Source organism: Streptomyces sp. NPDC021019 (genome assembly GCF_044333295.1).
Taxonomy (GTDB): Bacteria; Actinomycetota; Actinomycetes; order Streptomycetales; family Streptomycetaceae; genus Streptomyces.
The window spans coordinates 386,200-410,801 of sequence record NZ_JBIRQR010000003.1 but is presented as its reverse complement, the minus strand read 5'-3'; the positions used below and the strand labels follow the sequence as shown (position 1 = coordinate 410,801).

19 protein-coding genes and 2 pseudogenes are annotated in these 24,602 nt (G+C 73.9%); 8 read left to right on the top strand and 13 right to left on the bottom strand.

Annotation, left to right across the window (positions count from 1 at the left end):
- Window positions 1–3 precede the first annotated feature (3 nt).
- The gene (locus ACH4RG_RS19280; protein ID WP_397917580.1) at window positions 4–483 is read left to right on the top strand and encodes a DUF309 domain-containing protein; all 480 of its coding nucleotides are present in this window, start codon (window positions 4–6) and stop codon (window positions 481–483) included.
- An 80-nt stretch (window positions 484–563) separates the two neighbouring features.
- Window positions 564–1,013 (top strand): hypothetical protein, encoded by a 450-nt coding sequence (locus tag ACH4RG_RS19275; RefSeq protein WP_398539877.1) that lies wholly within the window; start codon window positions 564–566, stop codon window positions 1,011–1,013.
- A 19-nt stretch (window positions 1,014–1,032) separates the two neighbouring features.
- On the opposite strand, the gene ACH4RG_RS19270 is transcribed toward ACH4RG_RS19275, so the two are convergent.
- The 3 genes and pseudogenes from ACH4RG_RS19270 to ACH4RG_RS19260 all read right to left on the bottom strand — a co-directional run bounded on the left by ACH4RG_RS19270 (window position 1,033) and on the right by ACH4RG_RS19260 (window position 2,410).
- Window positions 1,033–1,800 carry a sulfite exporter TauE/SafE family protein gene (locus tag ACH4RG_RS19270; RefSeq protein WP_398539876.1) on the bottom strand — a complete coding sequence of 256 codons (768 nt, stop codon included), beginning with the start codon at window positions 1,798–1,800 and terminating at the stop codon, window positions 1,033–1,035.
- A 104-nt stretch (window positions 1,801–1,904) separates the two neighbouring features.
- Window positions 1,905–2,087, bottom strand: a pseudogene (locus ACH4RG_RS19265) ((4Fe-4S)-binding protein); the annotation flags it as partial.
- 35 nt (window positions 2,088–2,122) lie between these two features.
- Complete coding sequence (locus tag ACH4RG_RS19260) at window positions 2,123–2,410, bottom strand: DUF3040 domain-containing protein (RefSeq protein WP_397917577.1); 288 nt, start codon at window positions 2,408–2,410, stop codon at window positions 2,123–2,125.
- Window positions 2,411–2,705: 295 nt separating this feature from the next.
- On the opposite strand from ACH4RG_RS19260, the gene ACH4RG_RS19255 reads away from it, so the two are divergent.
- The 3 genes from ACH4RG_RS19255 (at window position 2,706) to ACH4RG_RS19245 (ending at window position 5,326) form a co-directional block, all read left to right on the top strand.
- Complete coding sequence (locus ACH4RG_RS19255; protein ID WP_397917576.1) at window positions 2,706–3,659, top strand: HAMP domain-containing sensor histidine kinase; 954 nt, start codon at window positions 2,706–2,708, stop codon at window positions 3,657–3,659.
- Between the two features lie 2 nt (window positions 3,660–3,661).
- Window positions 3,662–4,354: a response regulator gene (locus ACH4RG_RS19250; protein ID WP_397917575.1), complete on the top strand. Its 693-nt coding sequence runs from the start codon at window positions 3,662–3,664 to the stop codon at window positions 4,352–4,354.
- A gap of 75 nt (window positions 4,355–4,429) precedes the next feature.
- The gene (locus tag ACH4RG_RS19245) at window positions 4,430–5,326 is read left to right on the top strand and encodes a DUF2510 domain-containing protein (RefSeq protein ID WP_397918105.1); all 897 of its coding nucleotides are present in this window, start codon (window positions 4,430–4,432) and stop codon (window positions 5,324–5,326) included.
- Window positions 5,327–5,422: 96 nt separating this feature from the next.
- On the opposite strand, the gene ACH4RG_RS19240 is transcribed toward ACH4RG_RS19245, so the two are convergent.
- Both ACH4RG_RS19240 and ACH4RG_RS19235 read right to left on the bottom strand, forming a co-directional pair.
- Window positions 5,423–7,489 (bottom strand): phosphocholine-specific phospholipase C, encoded by a 2,067-nt coding sequence (locus ACH4RG_RS19240; RefSeq protein WP_398539875.1) that lies wholly within the window; start codon window positions 7,487–7,489, stop codon window positions 5,423–5,425.
- A 90-nt stretch (window positions 7,490–7,579) separates the two neighbouring features.
- Entirely contained in the window at window positions 7,580–8,236 is a 657-nt protein-coding gene (locus ACH4RG_RS19235; protein ID WP_397918104.1) for an alpha/beta hydrolase, read from the bottom strand.
- Window positions 8,237–8,300: 64 nt separating this feature from the next.
- Between ACH4RG_RS19235 and ACH4RG_RS19230 the strand changes: the two genes are divergently transcribed.
- Window positions 8,301–9,017, top strand: a complete 717-nt coding sequence (locus ACH4RG_RS19230; protein ID WP_397917573.1) for a DUF899 domain-containing protein — start codon at window positions 8,301–8,303, stop codon at window positions 9,015–9,017.
- Here the strand turns inward: ACH4RG_RS19230 and ACH4RG_RS19225 are convergent.
- The 7 genes from ACH4RG_RS19225 to ACH4RG_RS19195 all read right to left on the bottom strand — a co-directional run bounded on the left by ACH4RG_RS19225 (window position 9,005) and on the right by ACH4RG_RS19195 (window position 23,142).
- Window positions 9,005–9,349: an NIPSNAP family protein gene (locus ACH4RG_RS19225; protein ID WP_397917572.1), complete on the bottom strand. Its 345-nt coding sequence runs from the start codon at window positions 9,347–9,349 to the stop codon at window positions 9,005–9,007. The genes ACH4RG_RS19230 and ACH4RG_RS19225 overlap by 13 nt on opposite strands.
- A 111-nt stretch (window positions 9,350–9,460) precedes the next feature.
- Window positions 9,461–11,314 (bottom strand): hypothetical protein, encoded by a 1,854-nt coding sequence (locus ACH4RG_RS19220; RefSeq protein ID WP_397917571.1) that lies wholly within the window; start codon window positions 11,312–11,314, stop codon window positions 9,461–9,463.
- Window positions 11,311–15,258, bottom strand: coding sequence for a DUF5682 family protein (locus tag ACH4RG_RS19215; RefSeq protein WP_398539874.1), 3,948 nt, complete (start codon window positions 15,256–15,258; stop codon window positions 11,311–11,313). The genes ACH4RG_RS19220 and ACH4RG_RS19215 overlap by 4 nt, the downstream gene beginning before the upstream one ends.
- 3 nt (window positions 15,259–15,261) lie before the next feature.
- On the bottom strand, window positions 15,262–16,503 hold the full coding sequence (locus ACH4RG_RS19210; protein ID WP_398162746.1) for an AAA family ATPase: 1,242 nt from the start codon (window positions 16,501–16,503) through the stop codon (window positions 15,262–15,264).
- Window positions 16,500–21,728, bottom strand: coding sequence for a hypothetical protein (locus ACH4RG_RS19205; RefSeq protein ID WP_398539873.1), 5,229 nt, complete (start codon window positions 21,726–21,728; stop codon window positions 16,500–16,502). Before ACH4RG_RS19205 ends, ACH4RG_RS19210 begins: the two co-directional genes overlap by 4 nt.
- A complete protein-coding gene (locus ACH4RG_RS19200; protein ID WP_397917567.1) occupies window positions 21,725–22,585 on the bottom strand; it encodes a DUF4132 domain-containing protein in 861 nt (286 codons plus the stop codon). The genes ACH4RG_RS19205 and ACH4RG_RS19200 overlap by 4 nt, the downstream gene beginning before the upstream one ends.
- 296 nt (window positions 22,586–22,881) lie before the next feature.
- Window positions 22,882–23,142 carry a zinc-binding dehydrogenase gene (locus ACH4RG_RS19195; protein WP_398539872.1) on the bottom strand — a complete coding sequence of 87 codons (261 nt, stop codon included), beginning with the start codon at window positions 23,140–23,142 and terminating at the stop codon, window positions 22,882–22,884.
- 163 nt (window positions 23,143–23,305) lie between these two features.
- On the opposite strand from ACH4RG_RS19195, the gene ACH4RG_RS19190 reads away from it, so the two are divergent.
- Window positions 23,306–23,494 (top strand): hypothetical protein, encoded by a 189-nt coding sequence (locus ACH4RG_RS19190; RefSeq protein ID WP_398540040.1) that lies wholly within the window; start codon window positions 23,306–23,308, stop codon window positions 23,492–23,494.
- A 42-nt stretch (window positions 23,495–23,536) separates the two neighbouring features.
- On the opposite strand, the pseudogene ACH4RG_RS19185 reads toward ACH4RG_RS19190, so the two are convergent.
- Window positions 23,537–23,719: pseudogene (locus tag ACH4RG_RS19185) on the bottom strand (alcohol dehydrogenase catalytic domain-containing protein); the annotation flags it as partial.
- Window positions 23,720–24,079: 360 nt separating this feature from the next.
- On the opposite strand from ACH4RG_RS19185, the gene ACH4RG_RS19180 reads away from it, so the two are divergent.
- Window positions 24,080–24,553 (top strand): MarR family winged helix-turn-helix transcriptional regulator, encoded by a 474-nt coding sequence (locus ACH4RG_RS19180; RefSeq protein ID WP_397917565.1) that lies wholly within the window; start codon window positions 24,080–24,082, stop codon window positions 24,551–24,553.
- Window positions 24,554–24,602: the final 49 nt, after the last annotated feature.

Here is a 24,602-nt window from a genome sequence, read left to right as displayed (position 1 = left end):
GGGGTGAACGAGACGCGCAGAGACCGTGACGCCGAGGGCCGGGCGCGCAACGCGCGCCCCCGTGACGGACTGGGACGCCCCCTGCCGTACGGGACGCCCGGCGTCGAACGACAGCCGGAGGGGGTCGTCCGCACGCCCTCGGAGACGCTCCGGGAGGCGCAGCGACTACTGGACGCGGGAATGCCGTTCCACGCGCACGAGGTCTTCGAGGACGCCTGGAAGTCGGGTCCGGAGGACGAGCGTGAGCTCTGGCGGGGGCTGGCCCAGCTCGCGGTGGGGCTGACCCATTCCGCTCGGGGCAACACCGCGGGCGGCGCGCGGCTGCTGCGCCGGGGCGCGGGGGCGCTCGCCCCGTTCACCGCGTCCGGGCCGCACGGGATCGCGGTCGCGGGACTGTCCGACTGGGCTCGGCGGTTGGCGGACCGGGTGGAGGCAGGCCCGACGGTTGACGCGGCGGCCGAGGCGCCCCGCCTGCGGAGGTAGCCCGAAGGCGGGGCGGGGCCAGGAGCGGAAGAGCCGGGTCCGCGGGTCCCGGGTCCGTACAGCTACTACGATCCGGCTCCATGAGCATTTCTGACCAGGACCAGGACCAGCACCAGGACCAGCACCGGGCCCAGCGCGAGAAGGACGGGGGCGCCGACTCCCCGATAGCCGACGCCGCCGCGGAGACGGAAGCGGCCACGGCCACGGCTACGGCTACGGCTACGGTCGGAGTCGATCCCGGTGGTGAGGACCGTGGGGACGGTCAGGACGGGAAGAGACTCACCCCGCGTCAGGCCCGGCGGCTGCGGATCGTGCTCTCCTCGGTGGGCATGGCGGCGATGGCCCTCGTGCTCGGGCTGCGCATCGCGTCCCGCTCGTCGGTACTCGTCGTCGGCGTCTACGGGCTCGCGCTTATCCTGTGCGGCGTGGTCATCGAGCTGAGCAGGAATGGACGCACCCGACTGGCCAGCTGGCTGCTGGGAACCGGGCTGCTGGCCGCCGTGGGAGCGGACTGGCTGCTGCTTCCCTGAGGGAGGCGGTCCGGGCGCCTCAGATCAGCAGCAGTTGAAGTCCGCCGATCACCGTCACACCGATGACGATCCGGTCGAAGACCTTCTGATTGATCCGGTCCACGCATACCCGGCCCAGGTAGGCGCCGGGCAGGACGAACAGCAGCAGGCAGGCGTCGAGCAGCAGGGAGCGGGCGTCGATCAGGCCGAGGCCCACGCTGAACGGCACCTTGGACACGTTCAGGATCAGGAAGAACCAGGCCGAGGTGCCGAGGAAGCCGAGCTTGCGGAAGCCGGCCGAGAGCAGATAGAGCGACATCACCGGCCCGCCGGCGTTGGCGACCATCGTGGTGAACCCGCCGAGAACCCCGTAGCCGCGCGCGGCGCTCCGATCGGCCCCGGTGGCGGGACCGGTACCCGCCTCGGTCCCGGTCTCCTTCTCCGCGATCCGGCGGCGCCACAGGGTCACGCTCGTCATGAACAGCAGGATCGCGCCGATGGAGGTACGGACCGCCGCGTCGTCGGCCCACAGTAGGAACAGGGTGCCCGCCACGACGCCCACGGCGACGGCGGGGAACAGCCGGAGCAGGGTGGGCCAGTGCGCGTGACGGCGGTAGACGCGTACGGCGAGAAGATCGCCGACGATGAGGATCGGGAGCAGCGCCCCGGTCGACTCGCGGGCCGGGAGAACGGCCGCGAAGACCGCGAGGCTGATCGTGTTGGCACCGCTGACAGCTGTCTTGGAGAAGCCGACGAGGGTGGATGCCGCCGCGAGTGCGGCCAGTTGCCAGAGGCTGATGGTGTCCATGTCGGGAAAGATGGTAAGCGCACCGGTTTCCGGCCGACGGGCCCCTGCCCTCGCACCTCCATGAGCGTTTGATCGATGTGGCCCGCTCTGGTCGGTCCCCTGGCTTCCTTCGCCGCGTGCATGCCGGCCGGCTGGGGAGCAGGACGGCGCCGATGGGTCCGGGGCAGGTCGATCCGTAGGCGTGACCGCCGGTCCGTGCGTGCCCCGGGCAGACGTTGAGGCAGGCGGAACTGCGGATGCAGCTGAGGGGCAGCGCGTCCGATGGCGTCGGCAAGGCGGCGGGGGCGGTCCATGCGGGCACCGCCGGGAGGAGGGGCGCGGGTCAGGGGGCGCTGGGGATGTCCCGCCCGTGCAGACGTCCGCGCTGCGGGTCGAAGAGCTGGGCCGCCGCTCCGGAGGCGACCAGCCCGGCGGCGATCAGAAGACCGTGGCTCACGGCGATACCGGTGCCCAGTGCGGCGAGCCCGACGGCGAGCCACACCCAGGCGTTGCGGCGGCGGTACTCGCGCGGGGTGCGCGGGGTTCCGCCGGACATGGCCTCGACGAACCCGGGATCGTCGTGACGCAACTGCTCCTCCAGGTCACGCAGCCGCTGGTCGTACGTCGGCATGGTGTCTCCCTCCCGGTACGGAAACCCTCTCGGCTCCTGATGCCCAGGGCCCCGCGGTGCGGCACGGGGCGGGGCCCCCTGGAGCCCTGGCCTCATGGTCGTCGGGGCAGGGCTCCGGGACCATCGGGGACAGCACCCATATCCGGGGGTGCGCACCATGCAGACCGGGCGCGCGCGTGGGGTGTCGGAGTGGCGGGTCCGGGCGGCGACGGCCGGCCACCCGCGCAGCGGCAGCGACGATAGGAGAGGCTGACAGCGCACCCATGGACCCGACTTCGGAAGGAGCCGTTCGACCTTGTCCCTGTTCTGGCGGATCTTCCTGCTCAACGCCGCCGTGCTGGTGGCGGCCGGCGCCCTGCTGCTGCTCGGACCGATCACCGTCTCCGCCCCGGTCCTGCTGACCGAGGCCATGATCCTGACCGGCGGGATCGCCTTCATGCTCGCGGCCAACGCGGCCCTGCTCCGGCTCGGTCTCTTCCCGCTCCAGCGCGTCACCCGCGCGATGACGACCACCGATCTGCTGCGTCCGAGCCCGCGGCCCGAGGTCGCGGGTCACGGTGAGATCGCCGCGCTGATCGAGACGTTCAACACGATGCTGGACCGGTTGGAGGCCGAGCGGGCCACCAGCAGCGCCCGCGCGCTCTCCGCGCAGGAGGCCGAGCGCCGCCGTGTGGCGCAGGAGCTGCACGACGAGGTCGGGCAGACGCTGACCGCGGTTCTGCTGGAGCTGAAGCGGGTCGCCGACCAGGCCCCGGAGCCGTTGCGCGGCGAGCTGCGTCAGGTCCAGGAGATCACCCGGGGATCGCTCGACGAGATCCGCCGGATCGCACGCCGACTGCGGCCCGGCGTGCTGGAGGAACTGGGCCTGGTGAGCGCGCTGACGGCGCTGGTCACGGAGACCCCGACGCCGGACGGGCTGACGATCCGCCGCCGGATGGGCAAGGACCTGCCCGAGTTGGGCGCCGAGGCCGAGCTGGTCGTCTACCGGATCGCGCAGGAAGCCCTCACCAACACCGTCCGGCACGCCCGCGCCACCCGGCTCGAACTGTCGCTGCGGCGCAGCCCCGGCGGAGTGGAACTACGCATCCGCGACGACGGCCGCGGCCTCGGGGACGCCCCGGAGGGGGCGGGCCTGCGCGGTATGCGCGAACGCGCTCTGCTGATCGGCGCCGAGGTCGTCCTCGGTTCCGGCCCGCAGGGCGGCACCGAAGTACGTCTCGATGTGCCCGTCCGGAACGGAGGCAAGTGACCATGCCCACCTCACCGTCCATCGCCACACCTTCCAGGGGCGCGACCGCTCCGACCCGCATCCTGCTGGCGGACGACCACACACTCGTGCGTCGCGGCGTCCGGCTGATCCTCGACGGCGAACCGGACCTGACGGTCGTCGCCGAGGCGGGCGACGGCGCCGAGGCCATCGCGATGGCCCGCGCCGAACGGCCCGATCTGGTCATTCTGGATATCGCGATGCCCCGCCTGACCGGCCTCCAGGCGGCGCGCGAGCTGTCCCGGGTCATGCCCGGCCTGCGGATCCTGATGCTCACGATGTACGACAACGAGCAGTACTTCTTCGAGGCGTTGAAGGCGGGGGCGGCCGGGTACGTCCTCAAGTCGGTCGCCGACCGGGACCTGGTGGAGGCCTGCCGGGCGGCGATGCGCGACGAGCCGTTCCTCTACCCGGGCGCGGTGACCGCGCTCATCCGCAACTTCCTCGACCGGGCCAGGGACGGCGAGGACCTGCCGGCGCGGGCCATCACGGAGCGCGAGGAGGAGATCCTCAAGCTGGTCGCCGAGGGCCACTCCTCCAAGGAGATCGCCGACCTGCTCGTCATCAGCGTCAAGACCGTGGAACGGCACCGCGCCAACCTGCTCCAGAAGCTCGGTCTGCGCGACCGCCTGGAGCTCACCCGCTACGCGATCCGCGCCGGGCTGATCGAACCCTGATCCGCGGCATCGAGGGCGGCGCGGGCAGTTCATGTGATTCTCACCCGGTCCGCATAGGGTGCCCCCGTGACCCAGATGACCCCGCCCGGCTGGCATCCAGACCCCGGGTACTCAGGCAATGGCCCCGCTCAGGAACGCTGGTGGGACGGAGCGCAGTGGACCGGCCATGTCCGCGCGTCGCCCGGCGCGGCGCGCCGTCGCGGGATCCGCGTCGGTGTCGGTGTGACGGTGGGCGCGGTGGTGCTCGCCGCCATCGGGGGCGGTGTGTATCTCCTGGGCGAGGACGGCGGCGACCGGCCCGGCACGGCGTCCTCCTCGCCGTCCCCCGTCCCTGATCCGCCGGGCGCACCGGACGACGGCGAGAAGGACGGTGAAAAGGGCGGCGGGGAGAACGGTGACGGTCAGGGGCCCGGCGAACAGCTCCCGCCGACCGAGCCGGGCTTCGCCACCGACCTGGCCGCGGGGATCAGCATTCCGGTTCCGCAGGGGTGGAAGGGAACCTCCGGGGCGGTCGGCGCAGGACTGACGACGGGTGAGCACGCGTGTCCCGGCGACACGGCCGAGACCTGCGTGCGCGGCGGGGTGTTCTCCGCCCCGGCGGCTGCCATGAAGCTCACCGCGGGGACGCCCGAGGAGGCGGCCAAGAAGGACATCGCCCTCAACGCGCAGGAGTCCTACGGCGGTAAGAGCTACGGGAAGATCTCCTCGCACGAGGAGCTGAAGTCCGAGGCCGTCACGGTGGCGGGCGGCAAGGGCTATGTCGTGCGCTGGAAGGTGGTGACGGAGAAGGGCGACGACGGCTACGTGGAATCGCTGGTGTTCCCCTCGCCCACGTCCAAGGACATGCTCGTCGTGGTCCGGTCCGGGTTCGACGTCAACAAGGACGCGCCGAAGCTGTCCGTCCTCGACGACATCACCCGCGGGATCAAGGCCGCGTCCGGTGCCGGAGGAGGAGGCGGCGGAGCCGTCTGAGCGGCCCCGCCCGGCGTCGCGTGACCGGCGGGGCCCCGACCGGATACACGGATACGGTCCGGGCCCCGCCGTTTCGCTGTCGGGCACTCCGTCGCGTCAGCCCGTGGCCGTTGCCGGGTCGCTGACCCCGGCGGCCCACGTCTCGACATGGCCGGCGAAGCGGCGCAGGAAGACCGGGTCGCCCTCGGCCGTGACGGACACGTCGTACCAGCGCCTTCCCGCCCTCAGGTCCATGGCGCGCGACACGGTGGCGCCGGGCCGGACGGCGACCGACTGCTCCGCTCCCCCGTAGGCGTCGGCGTTGGCGAGCGTGAGGCGGACCGTGGTCTCGCCGGGGTTGGTGAGGGTCAGGTCGAGGTTGCCGCTCCCGTCGTTGTGGCGGGCGGTGACCTCGGGACCGACGGTAAAACCCGGGCTCCTGAACCTACGGAGGAAGCCGTTGGGGCCGTGGACCGTGAGGTCGTGGGTACCACCGGAGTAGGCGGAGTTCCAGGCGTCCGACACCGTCCGGCCGGCCTGGGCGGTGTACGTCCACGGGGCGTCGGCCCGGTTCCCGGAGGTGACGTAGAACTGCGCGCCGGCCGCCGTGCCCGGGCTGAAGGTGAGCGCGATCTTCCCGGTGCCCGCGTCGACGGCGCCGTCGACGTACGGGGCGTACGGGAGCGGCCGGGCGGGTCGGCTGCCCGGTTCCTGCTGCGGCAGCGATCCGACGGCGGGCGGGGTGGGCCGGTAGTCGGGGTGGCGTTCGCGGTCCGGGGGCTCGTAGGCGGAGGTGTCCGGCAGGTCGCCGGGGGCGGGCTCGGTGCGGGCGAAGTCGAAGGCGGAGGTCAGGTCGCCGCAGACGGCACGCCGCCACGGTGAGATGTTCGGCTCGCGCACGCCGAAGCGCTGCTCCATGAACCGCAGCACCGAGGTGTGGTCGAAGGTCTCGGAGCAGACGTAGCCGCCGGTGCTCCAGGGCGAGACGACCAGCATCGGGACGCGCGGCCCGAGTCCGTAGACACCGGGGCCGTACGAGGGGCCGCCCGCGTACACCTCGGTCGAGGTGTCGGCCGTGGACAGGCCCTGGTCCGCGGAAGTCGGCGGATAGGGCGGCACGACGTGGTCGAAGAAGCCGTCGTTCTCGTCGTAGGTGATGAACAGGGCTGTCCGGCTCCACACCTCGGGGTCGGACGTCAGCGCGTCCAGCAGCCGCGCGATGTACCAGGCGCCGTAGTTGGAGGGGAAGTTGGAGTGCTCGGTGAAGGCCTCCGGGGCGGCGACCCAGGAGATCTGCGGCAGTGTTCCGGCCCGGACGTCGGCGGCGATGCCGTCGAAGTAGCCGTCGCCGCCGGCCACGTCCGTGCCGGTGCGCGCCTTGTCGTACAGCGGGTTCCCGGGCTGGGCGTCGCGGTACCTGTCGAAGTAGAGCAGCGAGTTGTCGCCGTAGTTGCCCCGGTAGGCGTCGTCGATCCAGCCCCAGCCGCCGGGGCCGTCCAGGCCGTCGCCGATGTCCTGGTAGATCTTCCAGGAGACCCCGGCCTCTTCCAGTCGTTCGGGGTACGTCGTCCAGCCGTAGCCGCGCTCCTCGTTGCCGAGGACGGGTCCGCCGCCGGTGCCGTCGTTGCCGGTGTGCCCCGACCAGAGGTAGTAGCGGTTGGGGTCGGTGGCTCCGATGAACGAGCAGTGGTAGGCGTCGCACACGGTGAACCGGTCGGCGAGCGCGTAGTGGAAGGGGATGTCGTCCCGGGTCAGATACGCCATCGTCGTCGGCGTCTTGGCCGGGACCCAGCGGTCGTACCGCCCGTCGTTGTATGCCTGGTGGCCGCCCGCCCAGTCGTGGTTGAGGCCCTGGAGGAACTGCATCCCCAAGTCGTCGGCGGCCGGGTGGAACGGCAGGGTCTCCTTGCCCGTCGCGTCGGCCTGATGCCAGACGGACTTCCCGCTCGGCAGCGTCACGGGCCGCGGGTCCCCGAACCCCCGCACGCCTTTCAACGCCCCGAAGTAGTGGTCGAAGGAACGGTTCTCCTGCATCAGGACGACGATGTGTTCGACATCCTGGAGCGTCCCGGAGGCCCGGTGGGCGGGGATGGCGGCGGCGCGGTCGATGCTGCCCGACAGTGCGGCGAATCCCGCCGTCGCACCGGCTATTCGGAAGAAGCGGCGCCGATTCATATCAGCCATGAGTGAGGGGCCTCTTGGAGTGTGGGGAACAGGAGCGAACAGGATGTTCCAAGAGAATCGAACAGAACGGAAGAGGCCGTGACGGATCGGTTAACGCCGCGTGAGTTCCTCCAGGAGTTCGGCGAGGAGACCGGGGTGCCCCACGAACGGGGAGTGGCCCGTCCGCCACTCACGTACCTCCGTGCACCGCGCGGCCATCTTCCGTTGCAGAACAGGATCGATGACCCGGTCCTGGCCGCAGACGACGTAGGTGGACGGTGTCTCCTTCCAGCTGTGATGAAGCGGGACTCCTCGTCCGCAGCCGGGGGCTTGCGGACGGAGCAGGCCGGCCGCCCAGACGGCGAGGGGTTCGGAGCAGCCGTTGTAGAGGACCTCGGTGGCGAGCTCGGGACGCAGGCTGGTCGATCCGTCGGGCTCGGGGTTGATCGCCTCCTGGAGTCGCGGCGACGCCCCGCCGAGGGTGGCCGCGCTTTCGCCGGTGTCCGGCACGAAGGCCGCCAGATAGACCAGCTGTCCCGCTCCGCGCACTCCGGTGATCACCGACCCGCCGTAAGAGTGGCCGAGCACGAGGGGAGGCTCGGCCAAGGCGTCGACGGCTGCCTGGACCGCCGCGGTGTCGGCGGGCAGCGAGCCTCGGTGGAGCTCGGGCACGACGACCTCGATTCCCGTGGTCCGCAGGCGTTCCGCCACCCTGTCGAAGTGCGCGGGACAGTGGTACAGGCCATGAACCAGCAGTACGACAGACAGAGCGTCCGCCTCCTCACGTAACCTTCCGACAACTGGAGATGTACGACGACAGCGAGGACGAGGAATGAACAGTCCGGCGATCGTGTCGAGAGAAGAATGGTTAGCGGCCCGGAAGGAACTCCTGGCACGGGAGAAGCAGTTCGACCGGGAACGGGACGCGCTCAGCGCACGGCGCCGGGCCCTGCCCATGGTGGAGGTCACCGAACCGTACGTCTTCGACGGCCCGGACGGCACGGCAAGCCTCGTCGACCTGTTCGACGGTCGCAGCCAGCTCATCGTCTACCACTTCATGCTGGCACCCGACTGGGAGGCCGGCTGCACCGGGTGTTCGCTCCTCGCCGACAACATCGGCCACTTGGCGCATCTGCACGCGGCCCGGACATCATTCGCCGCGGTCTCGCGCGCGCCTCTCGCGAGGATCACGAAGTTCCGTGAACGCATGGAGTGGACCTTTCCCTGGTTTTCCTCCCACGGCACGTCGTTCAATTACGATTTCCACGTCACCATGGACGAATCCGTGACGCCCGTTCTCTTCAACTTCCGCACGAAGGAGGAGCTGCGGGAGGCCGGAGTCGGGTCCTGGGCCCTGAGCGGCGAGCAGCACGGCCTGAGCGTCTTCCTCCGCGAGGGCGACCGGGTGTTTCACACCTACTCGACGTACTCGCGTGGCACCGATCTCCTCAACGGCACCTTCAACTACCTGGACCTGACCCCCCTCGGGCGCCAGGAGGAGGCCGGGATCATGGACTGGGTCCGCCACCACGACGACTACGGCGTGTAAGGGTCGTCCTGCGGGCGCGGCTGGGAGAGGTCGTCGAGCGGCCGGAGGAAGCGGCGTTCGTACCGCTTGATGCAGCGGGTGTCACGGGCCAGCCGAAACGCCTCCTGGCACTCCGGGTCGGACATGCTGTCCGTGCGGTACTGCTCGTACGCGGCAAGGCCGGGAAAGGAGAAGAGGGCGTAGGCGATGTCGCTGTCGCCCTCACTCGGCAGGAAGTAGCCGTGGTGCGTTCCGCCGAAACGGTTGACGAGACGGACCCAGCGGCGACCGTACTCCTCGAAGTCCTCGAGCTTGTCGGCGTCGATCTCGTACTTCAGGTGAATGGTGATCATGCCTGCATGATGCCGTGTGCCGGTTCGGACCTCGGGAGCGGGGACGTCGGCACGCGCGACGCCTCGGGGGTGCCAGGGGTGGCGGGCCCGGTGACGATCGTCGGACAGACCTCAGGCAACGCCCTCCCGCGCCGGTTCCCAGGCCGCCGAGCACAGGGACTCGGCCACGGCGGCCGTGTAGCGGGCGGCGGCCAGCCAGTGGGAGGCGAAACCGTCGGTGTCGGCGGGGAGCAGGCGGCCGAACGGATCGCGGTCGCGTCGGGCCGCCGATGCGCACAGGGCGGTGAGGAGTCCGGCGGCCGTGGGGAGACCCGCGCGGCGGATCCGACGGGTCTCGGCGGTGACGTCGCCGAGCAGGCCGAGGGCGGCACGGCCCGCCGGGACCGTCTGTTCCACCCGGCGCTCCAGGAGGTACAGCGGCGACTGCGCGCCGGAGTCTCCGGGCCGGGGCTGAACGGGGTGCACGGGGGCGTTCGGGTCGGGGAGGTCGGCGCGGCGCAGGCGGTCGAAGCCCAGGTCGATCGTGCCCTCGCCGGAGGGGTGCGAGCAGGCGAGAAGGGTGAGCCGGGGGTGGGGCGCGGGTACCAGGCGGCCGATGATCCGCAGCCGCGTCCCCGGTGCCGCGGCCAGCAGCGTCACGTTGTCGCGATGGGCCAGCGCGGGGTCGTCGTCGGCGACGGTGAGCCGGACGAGCACGCCGCCCTGGCACCGCGCGAGCAGGCAGGAGCCGCCCGACTCCCTTACCGCACCGAGGAGTTCGACGTCCAGGAAGAGCAGGTCACTGCCACGGCCCTCCGGGTCCGCGTAGCGGGCGGTGGACCGCAGGGCGCGGGCGGCCTGCTCGGACGGCGGTGTCTCCCACAGGACGGCGAGCGGCGGTTCCGTCCATGCCGCACCCCGGGCGGTTACGGCCTTGACGCCCTTCCCGGCCCCCAGTCTGCCGTCCGGCGACGCCGTCGCCCCGGAGACCGCCAGGCCGGCCCGGCCCAGCTCCCGGTGGGTGAGCGCGCTGTCCCCCAGGCGCACGGCCCGGTCGGCCACGCCCAGGGCGCGTCCGGCGCCGCCGGGCGCCACGTCGCCGACCGTGAAGAGGCGGCCGTCGGATGCGGCGACCCAGGTCCGGACGCCGCCGTGCCCCGAGTCGGTGACCACGGGTTCGGTGAAAAGTCCGTACAGGCGCAGCGAGCCGTCCGGGCTGTACGGGCGGCGGGCCCGGCCTCGGACGGCGGCCAGCTCCGTACCGGACGTCGTCCCCACCCGGTGCGCGGTGCCGAGGAGTTCGGCCAGGGCCGTGACGAGGTCGGCCGTGCGGTAGGACGGGTCACCCGCGCGGGCCGCGCGCAGCAGGGTGACGACGGACAGCGCGGCGGCCGCGGCACGGGGCAGCTGCCTGAGCCGGGCGGTGTGCGCGGCGCGGAGAAGGGCCGACTGGGTGACGGCGCCGGCCCCGTCGACTCCGGCCTCCAGCACGGCGGCGCCCGCCGACCACAGGGCGCCGGCGGCGGCGCGCTGGGCCGGGCTCGCCACCTCGGGCAGGGAGCCGGAGTCGGGGGCGGAAGCGGGGGCGGGAGCGGGGACCGGGCCGGTCTCGGAGCCGGGTGTACGGGCCGGGTCCGCTGCCGAGGGGGGTTCGAGGGCCTCCGCGGTGGGCCGGTCGACGGGCTCCGGCGGCAGGTCCGCCGCGGGGGCGGCGCAGGCGGCGGCCGCGCGGTGGACGCATGCCGGGGCGAGGAGACAGCCGCAGGTGACGGCGTCCGTGGTCGCCACCACGCCGCCCGGGGCGTGCAGGCGCAACTCGGTCTCGTCGTCGACCTCGATCGTCACGGTGTCCCCGTCGCGGCGCTTCGGGCGGGCGCCGATCTTCGTGACCGCCGCGTCCAGCCGCTTGCGCAGCCGGGGCGAGAGGTCCTCCACGAGCGTGGCCGTGACCTCCGGTGCGACGGATGGCAACCGGTCGTCGTTCATGCGGTCTTCTCCCCTATCCAACGGGCCAGTTCGAGTGGGCTGAGGGCCGCCACGGGCATGCCGGCGGCCACGAGCTGCCCGGCGACGCCGGTCGAGTAACGGGGCCGGCCGGCGTCGTCGAGGCTCGCGCACCCGAGGACGTGGCAGCCGGTGGTCACCAGGGCCCGCACCTCGGCCAGCAGTCCGGCGAGGGGAGCGCCCTCCTCGAAGTCGCTGACGACGACGACGAGGGTGCGGCTGGGCACCTCGATCAGACGGCGGGCGTGCCGCAGCCCGGCGGCGATGTGCGTGCCCCCGCCCACGCTCACCTCCAACAGGAGGGAGAGGGGGTCGTGAACATGGCCGGTGAGGTCGACGACCTCCGTGGAGAAGGCCAGGAAACGGGTGCTCAGAGTCGGCACCCCGGCGAGCACCGAAGCGGTCAGCGCGGACCAGATCGTGGACGACTCCATGGATCCGGAGACGTCGGTGACCAGGATCAGGCGCCAGTCGGCCGACCGCCGGGCGCGGCTGCGGAACACGGGCCTCTCCGGGATCACCTGGATCGTTCCGTCGGCCGTGCGGCGGGCGGTGGCCAGGTTGGCCCGCAGGGTGCGCGGCAGGTCCAGCCTGCCGCCCGGGCGGCGGGTGGGCCTGGCCGACATCGTGCCGGTGAGGGCGGGGCGCAGCCGGGTGGCGAGCTGCCGGGTCAGTTCGTCGACCAGGTGGCGGACCAGGGGCCGGAGCGCCGCGAGGCGGGCTTCGGGGAGTCCGCCGGCGTACCGCAGGATCGTCCGGAGCAGTTCCACTGAGGGAGTGGCGGCCGCCGGGTCGAGTTCGGCGAGGACGTCCTGTCGCCCTGTCACGGCCGCGGCGGCGAGGACCTCCTCGCGGACGCCGGGGCCGAACAGCGCGGCCAGTTCCTCGGACCACTCGCGGACGCCGGGGAACGTCGGCTCCCGGCCGCCGCGCGGTCCGGAGCCGCCGTGACCGGGCAGGCCGCCACGGGACCCCTCGCCGTGCCCCGCGCCGTACAGCTCGTCCAGAGCGGTCGCCAGGCGGGCGGCGCCGGACGGCAGTTGATCGGCGCGGCGGCCGAGTACGAGCCGCCAGCGGTCGGCGGGCGCGAGGGTCCGCGCGGGGGCGGCGGCCTCGGTGGAACCGGTGGGAGGTGCGGCGGCGGGCGCGGTGTCAGGTGTGGGGGTGCGTTCGGCGGAGGGTACGGAGGCGGCTTCGGTACCGGGTGCGGGGGCGAGGGCAGCCCCGGTCGCGGGCGGGGACGTCGTGGCGGCCCCGGTGCCCGGTGCGGCGGTGGGGCTCGTTGCGGTGGGGCGGCCGGGGGACGGTGCGACCCGGTCGTCCCGCGCGGGTGGCGGGACGGGCAGGCCGAGGCCGGTCAGGAGTTCGCGGGCGGCGAGGTCGGCTGTCGCCCGGCGGGCCAGCTCGGCCGGATCGTCCACGTCGAGGGTGTCCACCCGTTCACCGAGCCGCTCCTCGACCGTGTCCAGCAGCCGGTCCCGGGCGGCCGGGCTCAGGGTGTCGAAGCCACCGCGCAGGGCCGGCAGTCGGGCCAGGAACGCGGTGTCGTCCAGCTCGACGACCCGGTGCAGCAACGGGTCCAGGGCGCCGACGCCGACCGTCAGCAGCGGGCCCGCCACCGTCAGGACGCCGGTGAGGCGGGCGGTGAGCGCGGCCCTGGAGGCGCTGCACACGGCGCCGTCCACCCAGGAGGCGACGCGCCTGCCGAAGGACTCGGCCTCCTCGTGGCCCGTGAGCACCCTGACCGCTCCGGCTGCCGCGGCGATCAGCGGGGTGCCGTCGGCGGCCAGCCGGGCGAGGGCGCCGGTGAGCCGGATGCCGCCCACCCGGTCGGCCCGCTGGGCCAGTTCGAGCAACGCCCGCGCGTCCTCGGGGTCCTCGGAACCGGTCAGACCGTCGACCTGGCGCACCGCGGCAGAGGTCAGCAGTTCGGCCGCGTGCGCGGTACGGGCGGCACGGGCGCTGGTGTCCGGGGCCGTGGAGCCGTCGGGCGCGGCCGGCCCCGGCAAGTGGCCGGCGTCGAGGCGATCCAGCAGGTCGAGCCCGGCGAGGAGTTCGGGAAGGGTCCCGCCGGCGGGGAGTACGGCGGCGAGTTCCGTCAGCCGTTCGTCGGCCAGGGCGGGGAGTCCGCACTCGGCCGCCTCCGCGAGGCCGCCGACGACCTGGGCGGCCGTCGGGCCGCCCTCCGCGCGCTCGGCCGCGTGCCGCTGCCGCAGCACGCCCTCGGCAGCCTGGGCCGGGGTGACACCGCGGGCCCCGGCCGCCGTGAGCATCGCGGCCGTCGCCGGGGTCCACCGCACCTGCCAGCGCGTCGTCAGCCCTTCACCGCCCACCGCACCGGCCACCCCCTGTTCCTGCGCGTAGGGGATGCCGCACACCGTCAGCCTGCGCAGCAGCAGTTCGCGGCGTCGGTCCAGGGTGGATCGCGCCGGGTCCAGCCGGAGGTCGCGCGGTGTCTTCTCGTGCGCGTCCTCCGGCCCGGGAAGCGCGAGCGCCACGGTCTGGGCCTCGACGGCGGGGCCCAGACCGCTGCGCGGCGCGGCGGGTGCGGGGCGTCCGGTGCGGGTGCCGACCAGTACGCGTTCGAGGGCTGAGGCGACGGCGCGGCCCGTGCCGTAGGTCTCTCCGCGCCCCAGCACCGTCTGTACGGCTTCCAGGAGTTCACCGCGGCCGGGGGCGGGCAGGCCGCGCAGGCGGGCCAGGTCACCGGCGACCCGGACGACCTCGCGGCCCTCGGCCGGGCCGTAGGGGTGGCCCTGTTCGCGGAGGGCGGCGCAGACGCGGACCGCGGTGCGGATCAGCGCCTCGTGCAGCGCCGCGGGGTCCCCGGCCGCGTCCAGGACGGTGTGCTGCCACTCCGGGTCCCGGATGCCGGCCGGGTAGCCGGAGCGTGAGTCGAGCAGTGGGTACGTGTACGGGACGAGGGAGACCGTGCAGCGGGTCGTCCCGCCGGTGCCGTGCGGGTGGCCGCGGCCGTCCGTGCCCGGCTCGGACGCGGCGGCCCGGTCCGGCGCTTCCGTGCCTGCCGCCGCTTGCGGCGCTGCCGGCGTTCTTGACGTTGCTGGTGCTTCCGGCGCTGCCACCGCTCCGGGCGTTGCCGGTGCTTTCGGTTCTTCCGGCTCTTCCGGCGCGTGCGGCGCGCGGCCCCCCGCGGCGGACGGCAGCAGTGCCGGGGTGTGGAAGGCTCCCACCACCACGGCGGGCCGCCGCCCGCTCGCCAGGGCCTCGGCGACATGGCGGCGCATGCACGCCTCGCGCACCAGGTCCGTGCCGTGCACACCGCCCCGCGCCTCGGCCTCGTAGCGCAGTGCCCAGCCGGTGAGCAGGGCGGCGCGGCGGAGCGCCTCGGGTGTCGAACCGGGCGCGAGGGCCTCCACCAGCCGGTCCCACAGGTCGTCGCCCTCGCGGCCGGTGAGCCGGGACCGGAGCGCGGCGGACAGCCCGTGCCCCTCCCCCGGCGCCGGTGCGGGGTCGGCGTCGGGGACCGGGGCGGGGGTGTCGGTGCCGCCCCCCGCCCACGCCCGGTCGGCCAGCGGCAGATCGCAGGCCACGGCCGGGACCCCGTTTCTCGCCGCCCAGCGCAGGGCGACCAGCTCCGGCGAGAAGTCGGCGAACGGGTAGAAGGCCGGACCCCGTTCCGCTGCCGGGCCGGTGCCGGGTCCGTCCGCGGGCACGGCGGCCAGCGCGACCGGCGCCTCGGTCTCCTCGTGGGCGAGCCAGCCCAGCCACGGCTGGAACTCGGCGGGGAGTTCGACGAGGAGGATGTCGGGGGCGGCCGCGTCCAGCAGCGCCGGGAGGGCGGCCGCCAGCGAGGGCGCGTGGTGGCGCACCCCGATCAGGAACGGCTGCCCCGGGCCGGTCGCCGCGAGGGCCGCCACCGCGGCCTCCGAGGTGGACGGCCCCTCAGGGATGGTCGACTCGCTCATCCGTCAGTTCTCCAGCACCGCTCGCAGGTCCCACAGGGCACGCCAGGTGGCCGACCCCTGCTCGGCGCGCCTGCGCACCGGGCCGTCCCAGTACCCCAGCAGCCGTGCCGCGTCGGCGGGGTCGTCCTTGCGGACGACCCCGAGCAGGTGGCCGGGCAGGAGGGAGAGCACGTCCCGGTCGCCGGGGAAGTACGCGGCGGCGAGGCCGAGGGAGCCCGCGACGGAGACCGCCTCCGCCGTGCTCATCACCGTGGAGGGGCGCTCCACCTCCCAGCCCTCCACGGACAGGCCGTCGCGCAGGTCCCGGAAGGCGGTGACCAGGGCTTCGAGGACCGCGTCGTCCACCTGGTAGGCGGCGCCCACGCGTTCGACCGCTGCCCGCGACTGGCGCCGTACGAGCGCGGTCTCGGCGTCCACGTCCCCGATGGGGCCCACGGTCTCGAAGTTGAAGCGACGCTTCAGCGCGGCGGACATCTCCGAGACGCCCTTGTCCCGCAGGTTGGCGGTGGCGATGAGGGTGAACCCGGGGGCCGCGTGCACCTGGGCGCCCTCGCTTCCCGCGAGTTCGGGGACGGCGATCCGCCGCTCGGAGAGCAGCGAGACGAGAGCGTCCTGGACCTCCGGCAGGCAACGGGTGACCTCCTCGACGCGGGCGACGGCCCCCCGGGTCATGGCGGTGAGTACCGGGGAGGGCACCAGGGCCTGCTCGGTGGGGCCCTGGGCGAGCAGCAGCGCGTAGTTCCAGCCGTACTTGAGCTGGTCCTCGGTGGTGCCCGCGGTCCCCTGCACGGTGAGCGCGCTGGTCCCGCAGACGGCTGCCGACAGCAGTTCGGAGAGCATGGACTTGGCGGTGCCGGGTTCGCCCACGAGGAGAAGTCCGCGCTCCCCGGCGAGGGTGACCACGCACCGTTCGACCAGGGCGCGTTCGCCGACGAACTTCTGCTCGATCACCAGGCGGCGCGGCACCCCGGCACCAGGGGCGGCGCCCTTCGGCAGGCCCAGTGGCTCGCCCGCGCTGCCTGTCACGAAGGTCACGACGGCGCGCGGGGTGAGCAGCCAGCCGGGCGGCCGGGGGCCGGGGTCGTGGGCGGCGAGGAAGGCCAGCTCGGTGGCGTACCGGTCCTCGGGGAGCGTGATCTGGCGGTGCTCCCGGCCGGGCGCCGCCGCCCGGCCCGGGATGCCGCCCGTGGTGGTGCCTTCCGAGGTGGTCGTGGTGGTCATGGTGGTCGTGGTGTCGTTCGTCATCGACGGCGGCCCTTCCGGGGTGCGCGGGTGTCCAGTTCTTCGAAGGCGGGGGCGTCGCCGTCGCGGACCCGTGTCCAGGCGGCCTCGTACAGCGCGGGCACGGAGAGGTGGGGCAGGGTCCGGGTTGACCCGGCCACCGGGTACAGGCGTTCCTTCCAGGTCTCCAGCGGCAGTCCGGGGGCGCCGCGTTCCAGCCAGCCGCAGGGGAGGAACAGGGTGCGGCCGGCGCGGGAGCGCTTGGCCTCCAGGACGAGGTCGGTGGCGGCGAGTTCCGCCCGGGCCTTCTTGATCCGTGCCGGCTTCCACTCGGTCCAGCGGACGCAGTTGCGGTCCGTGGGGTCGGGCAGGGCGAGCAGCATCAGGTAGAGGGCGGCGGCGTCCGCGCTCAGGTCGAGGGCGTCCGCCGCCTCTGCCACCAGGTCCGGCACCGCACGCGTCGGGTCCTGGGCCGGGTGGTACGGGGAGCCGCCGGGGGCGCCCGCGGAGGCCAGCGCGTCGGTCTCCTCGCCCAGCAGTGCGCGCAGGGCGAGAAGATCGCCGGTGCCGTGACGGGCGACGGTGCCCTCGACCAGGCCGAACGCCGGGTCGTCGGGGCCCGCCAGGCCGGCCGGGCGAATCAGCAGTTTCTCGTTGTCGCCGTAACCGGGGGCGAGGAGCAGCGCCGTGCCGGCCCGGACCAGTCCGTCGGCGTCGGCACCGCCGGACTCGGGGAGCCCGTGGGCGGTGCGGACCGCGGCGCCGATCGGGCCTCCCGACTCGGTCCAGTGCAGACCGAGGTCCAGCACCAGGTCCGGGTCGGCGAGGCGGCCACGCAGGGCCGCGAGCCCGACGGGCAGGTGCGCCCGCAGGGGGTGCCCGTACGGCAGCGTGTAGGCGAGGGTGTGCAGGGCGGTCAGGGTGGAGGAGACCGTACCGCGTGCGCCCGTCACGCGCGGGCCCGGACGACCGGTGCCGTCCTGGACGGCGGTGCCGTGGGCGAGCCAGGTCCGGGAGGCCGCGTTGAGGACCAGGTCGACGGCGCCCGGGGTGGTGCCCGAAAGGTCGAGGTCCAGCTCCTCGGGGACGCGGACGAGGGAGGCCAGGCGCTCCTGCCAGACCTCGGTGGCGGCCCGGACGTCGGGGCCGGCAGACCACAGCTCGGCCGGGTCCTCGGGCAGCAGCGCCCGGAGCAGGGCGTGCCGGTCGTCGCGCGGCAGGGCGTCCAGCCGTGCCCCGGCTTCCTCGAAGGCACGTGTCTTCGCGCCGAGCAGCGCGAGCGCCTCGGCGCCGGGCTCCTGGACGGCCGCCGACAGCAGGGCGGCGGACTGGAGGGGGCCGATTCCGGTGGCCGCGTGGAACGCCTCGACGGCCTCCGGGCGCCAGGGCGCCGGGCCCTTCTCCCGCACCAGGGCGGTGAGCCGGGTGAGCCGGTCGCGGGCGATGCCCGGTCGGTGAACGCGCTCGCGGTCCAGGGTGAAGCCGGGAACGGGTCCGAAGGCGCCGGTCGGGTCGTGGTCCAGGGCGAGCCAGCAGGCCCTGTCGTCCCGGGAGTTCCGGCCGCGGTCGCGCAGGATCACGACCGTGCGGGCGCCCTTGCGCAGCACCTGGCCGAGGCGGTGGACGGCCTCGGGGCGCCCCCGCCCGGGCGTCGCTCCGCCGAGCGGTTCCACGAGGTCCACCTGCCGGACCGTGCCCGCCGGGTCGGCCAGCGGGCCCGCGGCGAGGGCTTCCAGCAGCACGAGGAGCCCGGCGCGGTGCGCGGCCGAGGTCGTCTCCGAGGCGGCCCGGTAGGCCAGTTCGGGCAGCTTGTCGAGGAGGGAGAGCCAGGTGAGGGATTCTCCGGGCACGGTGTACTCGTCCCGCTGCCAGCCGTCCACCGGGGTGAACGGGACCTTCGACGGGGTGGGCGGGCCGAACGCCGGCCCACCGCCGAGCACATGGTTGACGGCGAGGATCTGGCGGATCACGGTCCACCGTTCCCCGCCTCCCCACCAGCTGCCGTGCATCCGCTCGGAGCCCCAGGCGGAGGCGTCCCGCAGTGTCGCGTCGTCGCCGTGCTCGGGCTCGTGGTCGAAGAACATGCCCTTGGTGCGCGCGGAGTCCTGGGGAGTGACCGGCTGAACGACCTTGGGCGGTTCCAGATACCGGGCGGCGGAGACAGCCCGGTCCACCGCGTTGCGGACGAGCGCGGTGACGCCGGTGAGGAGCCGGGCGTCGGAGACCTCGGGCAGCACCCGGGCGGCGGCCTCCTCGGTCAGCTCCCGCGAGGACGGCCCGGTGTACTCCTCGACGGCCCGGAACGCCTCCAGGTGCCGGGCGACCGCGGCGGCGACCTCGTTGAACAGCTCCTCCGCCCGGGCGTCCGTCAGGTTCCGCAGGGCCAGGGAGCCCCGCTCGTCCCTCGGGCGCAGGGCGTGCCAGTAGGAGACGGGAGGCACATAGGGGGTGCCCGCCGCGTCGTTCCCGCCGGAGGAGTCGGTGGTGACGGACCACAGGCGGCCACCGGTGCCGTCCGTGTCCGCCGGGTGCGCTTCCACGGAGCGGTGGTTCAGGGCCGCGACCAGGCGTGAACCGCCGGGCAGGGCGAGGGCGCCGAGCGGCACCGGGGAGCCGCCGCCGGGCAGCGGGTGCGGCAGGGTGACCGTGTGGCCGTCGGGGGTGCCGGCGACGATGCGATGCCCGTCGGCGGGGGCGGCCGTGCCGGTCTCGGTGACCGTACGGCGGACCCAGCGGCCGAGGACCGTGCCGTCCGTGCCGAACGGGGTGGTCTCCAGGCCGGGCTGGAGCGGCAGCACCTGGCAGTGCTCGGCGAGCAGCCGGGCTCCGTCGCGCACCCCGGAGCGGAGGAAGGCGGGGAGGGACGCGCGACCGTGCGTGCCGCCGACCGGGTCGTACTCCAGCCACACCCGCTGGGTGCCCTGGTGGCCCTCGCGCCAGTGGCCGGTGCCGTCGGAGATGACGGCGCGCTGGGGCGGGAGGGAGGAGTCGCCCGCGTGCAGGGCCTTGCCGCCGGTGGCGCGGCCGCCGCCGGGCAGCGGCAGGCAGACCTCGTCCGAGGGGCCGGACCCGCCCCAGCGGGGGAGTTGCTCGCCACCGACGGTGAAGACCTCGGCGGGGCGGTGCGACCAGTAGCCGCGCTGCTTGCCGTCCTCCCACCAGATGACCAGCAACTCCCCGTCGACGTAGCGCAGGGCGATCGTCCGCCAGTGGTCGATGGTGGCGGGCAGCCGCAGGGTGTGCCGCAGCAGGACGCCTTCCGGGCCGACGACGACGGCCCGTTCGAGGGTGTGCAGGATGAGTGCGGGCCAGGCGCCGGTGACGCCGGCCGTCTCCCGCCGGTTGCGTTGCTGACGCCCGGCGGCCGCGGCCTCGGCCGCCAGTTCGGCGTAGGTCTCGTCGAGCGCGGGCCAGCCCAGTTCGTCGAGGACGCCGGTACGCAGCGTGGAGGCGAGCAGCGGCACGACGTCGTGGCCCTCGATGAGGCGTACGACTTCCGGAGCGACGTCCGCGACCACGGAACGGAAGGGCTCGAGCCTGTTGAGGGCGGTGCGCAGCCCGGGAAGTCCTCGCGCGGCCGCGTACTCCTCGGCGCGGGCGGTCAGCCACTCCCGCAGGATGACCGAGAGCACCGGGTGCGCCGCGACCCTCGCCAGGCCGGCATCGCTCAGGCGCTGGCGGTGTCCGTCGCCCAGGTTCCCGACGTTCCGGCTCAGCAGGGCGCGGAAGAACGGGCGTTCGGCGACGGCGGTGAGGTCTCGCGCGCCGGGCGTGGTGTCGGTGAGCCACGGGCCGATCGGGAATCCGAGGGACCGCGCGGTCCCCGCGTCGTCGTCTTCCGGCTCGGCGACGGGAATGCCGGAGGCCAGGCAGAGGTCGAGAAGGTCCAGGTCGGCGGTGCGCCGCCAGCGGCCCTGGAACAGTTCGACGGGGTGCCCGTCGGCGCGCAGCCGGTCCGCCATCCGGGCGACCAGACCGAGGGTCCCCGGGCAGCGGCCCGAGGTGACCCGGCCTCGCCCGCGGTGTGCCTCCCAGCCGGCGAGCCAGTCCGCCGGGGAGACGGACGGGGTGGAGAGGGCGGAGAGGGTGGCGGAGTCGGACGCCGGGGCGCCGGAGGGGCCCGGGAGGGCGGTCAGCAGCTCGTCGGCGCCGGACTCGGCCAGCAGGGCGAGCCAGGCCGGTCGGCCGTGCGCGTCCCGGCCGCTCTCGCCGAAGGTCTCCGGGAAGAAGCCCAGGAGCCGGGCCTTCACTGCCCCGTCCCGTCGGGCGAGGTCGATGAGTGAGGAGCGGTAGGTCTCCCAGAACGAGGCGGGTGCGCGGACGACTCCCGGCGAGCCGATCAGATCGGCCACCAGCTCGCGTTCGGCGGCCTCGCGGTCCAGACCGGCGGCCTTGACCAGCGCGCGCACGTCCTGCGGCAGCGCCGCGTACGGCGGCATGCCGGCCGCACAGCGCTCGACCAGCAGACGGCGGAACTGCGCCCAGGCGTCCGCCGGTGCGAGCCGGGCCACCAAGTCCCGTACGTACTGCCGGAGCGCCTTGACGGTCAGCGCGCCGACGAGGGCGAACTCCAGGAAGACAGCGCGCTGCCGCTCCTCGTCCACGGCGAGCCCGTGCACCCGCTCGGCCTCACGGGCCTTGCCGAAGAAGGAGGCGGCGTAGCTGGTGTTCTCGGCCTGGAGGAAGAGGCGCGCCACCTGCTCGTAGTAGGTGGGGAGGAAGTGGGGCACGGCCCGGCCGAGGCGGGCGCCGAGTGCGTCGAAGCCCTCCTTGGCCGCTCCGGCACGGCTCCTGGCCTGCCGGCCCAGCCGCTCGATGTCCTTGACCAGGGCCAGGGCGTGGTGCCCGTTGGCCGGGTCGTTGACCAGCGCCCAGGCCGGGAAGCCCAGCGTCTCGCGGCGTACCTGGCCCACGACGGGGGCCTCGGCGGTCCGGGCCAGCCCGAGGAACTCCAGGGCCAGGTCCTCCGCTTCGCCGAGTGTGCCGGGCACGAGGCGGACCACGGGGCGGTCGCCGAGGGCGGTGTGCGTGTAGGTGCGGGCGGTCAGCGCGTCGGCATCGTCCCGGTCGGTGGTGCCGGCCGGGAGGATCGCGCCGGCGTCCAGCAGGGCTGCCGCGCGGGCCCGGGCGGCGGGATCGGAGGCGCTCCCGCCCCGGGCCTGGCCGGGAAGGGACGCCGCGTCCGCCGCCGTGGAGTGCGCGTGCGCTGCCGTCGTGTTCGCGTCCGTGTCCGTCGTCGTGATGCTCATGCCGCCCGCTCCTCGTCCTCGACGTCGCGGCCGGCGTAGAGCGCCGCCGCCATCCGCATGCCCTCCGACCACGCCACGGGGCCGACCTCGGCCGCCGTCAGCGCGCGCCCCGCGGGGTCCGTCCAGCCCAGGGGGCCCGTCTCGGTGTCGTACGCGTCGTATCCGTCGTGTTCGCCGATCCAGATGCGCGCCTCGGCGGTGGCGCCGTCCTCGACCACCGGGCAGACCGCGTATCCCCCGCGTGACCGGTACCCGAGCTGAGTGACGCGGCCGTGCAGGAAGCGCAGTTCCTTGAACACGCCGCCGGCGTAGGTATCCACGGAGGTGGTCTCCGGGGCGAGGCCCGGCGGGCGGCGCCACACCTCGCGGAACAGTTGCTCCACGTTCTGGCGCACTCCCAGCTCGACCGCGAACTCCCGCAGTTCGTCGAGGTCGTCGAGGAGCACGGGGTGGTCCACGCTGACCACGTCCGGGGTGATGCGGACCGTGTCGCCGTCCAGGTCGACGAGGCCGAGACCGCGCTCGGGATCGACGTCGCGCAGGAACCCGGCGACCCCGCCGTCCGCGCCGGTGACCACCACGTCCCGCAGGGCGGCCTGCCACGCCGGGTCGGGCCAGACCCTGGCGAGCACGGCCGTGGGAACGGGCAGCGAGCGCACCATCCACTGCTCGACGTCGGTAAGGCACCGGCGTTCGTGCCGCTCCATCCACTCGGTCAACTGCCGGAGACCCACGACCGCCGGATCGTCCTTCAACTTGGCCGGAACGGACTTCAGCCGCCGCCCCTTCCCGTTGCGGCAGACCATCTTGCCCGCCTCCAGAGCGACTTCGTAGTCGCCTGCCGACACCCACCCCATGCGCTGTTCTCCCCTGTTGCCGAACGGCCGCCGAACCCGGTGGCACGCTGATGAGACCCGTCGACGGCAACGCACCGTGACGAGTGGGAGAGACTCTAGGCGGCCCCGGTGACAACGGGTTCGGACCCCCTCCCCGACGTCCTGCGGCGGGCGCCCCGGAAGGTGTGCCCGCCGGGGCGCCGAGGTCCGGTTCTCCGCGTCGAGGGACCCGCCGGAGCAACGGGGGGGGAACGTCCGGCGTGAGGAGCGGGAGCGAACAGCGGACAGCGGACAGCGTGCGGCCCGCTCGGGTGCGGTCAGGGAGCGAGTACGACCGTCTTGCCGGGCAGCCGCCCGGCGCCGGCGTCCTCATGGACGGCGGCCAGCTCGGCCACCGGGCGGTGGGCGGCGACGTGGGCCCGGAGCTTGCCGGCATCCACCTTGGCGACCAGCTCGGCCAGCTGGGCTCCGTCGCTGCGGACCCACAGGCTCGTGCTGCGCACCCCCCGGGCGGGGTCTTCCGGGACCGGGCCGGCCGTACTGGCGGATACCCCGCCGTCGGCGACGTAGCTCGTCAACCGCGCCAGCTCCTCCGGCGAGACACGAACGTGGTTCACCACGACCTGGAAGGGGGCCGCCCACGGCGCCCGGGCCCGCGGTTAGGTCGAGGGGACCGGCCACCCGGTCCGCACCGTAACCCCGCAGGCGGTCGGCGTGCCGCGGTGCGTCGACCGCCGTCACGTGCGCTCCCGCGTCGACGGCGAGCTGCACCACGAGACTGCCGACCGCGCCCCCCGCTCCATTGACCAGCACGGTCTGACCGGACTTCAGCTCGGCGAGCTCGAACAGCGTCTGCCAGGCCGCCAGCCCGGACAGCGGCAGCGCCGCGGCGTCCACCAGTTCGGTCGTCCGGGGCGCCGGGGCGAGTGACTCGGCCCGGACGAGCACGTACTCGGCGGCGCCACCGGCGGAGTCGAGGGGCAGCATGGCCACGACGCGGTCGCCGACCTCCGGGCCGGTCACGTCCGCACCGAGTTCGGCCACGGTGCCCGCCAGGTCGAGGCCTGGGACGTACGGGAAGGCGATCGGGATCATCTCGGCCAGGAAGCCGGCGCGGATGTGGTCGTCGACCGGGTTGAACGACGTGGCCGCCACCCGTACCAGCACCTGACCGGCGCCGGGGAGCGGACGCTCGATGTCCTCGTGGCGCAGGACCTCGCTGCCGCCGAACTCGTGGAAACGTATGGCCTTCACGGCACTTTCCTCCAGGGTGTGTTGACGCCGCCGCCCACGGACGGGGTGGTCGGGCGGGACGGTGAAGCGTTTCGGGGCACTCGGGATCCGGCGGTCGCACGACCGGGCATCGGCCGGGCGGCTCGCCCGGCCGCCATGGGAAACGAAACCCTTCACTTGCTCAGGAAAGTGTTTTCACTTGCCGAAGCAAGTGGAAAAGTAACCCACACAGGGTTGCCCGGGCAAGTGATGGAACTTTCCTGGGCAAGTATGATGAGACGCATGGACACTCAGTCACCCTGGCTCGACGACGACCAGCAGGACCTCTGGCAGGCGCTCCTCACGGTCGTCATCGCCCTCCCGGCGGCCCTCGACCGTCAACTGCAGCGGGACGCCGGGATCTCCAACTTCGAGTACGGCGTCCTGGCCCAACTCGCCATGGCCGACGAGGCCACCATGCGGCTCAGCGAACTGGCCCGGCTCTGTGACAGCACCCAGCCCCGGCTGTCGAAGGTGATGGACCGGTTCGAGGCTCGCGACTGGGTCGCCCGTCGAACCGACCCCGGCGACGGCCGGTACACCCTCGCCTCCCTCACCGACGCCGGCCGGCAGAAGCTCGTCGAGAGCGCACCGGAACACGTCGCGCAGGTGAAGCGACTCGTGTTCGATCCGCTCAGCGCCGCCCAGCGCCGCCACCTCGAAGCCGCGCTGACCCGCATCGCCGCCACCGTGCGCCGGGAACTCGAAGGAGGCTGAGCCCCGGGGCGGCGCCCGCCGGATGTACGCCGCTGTCCGTGCGGCACGC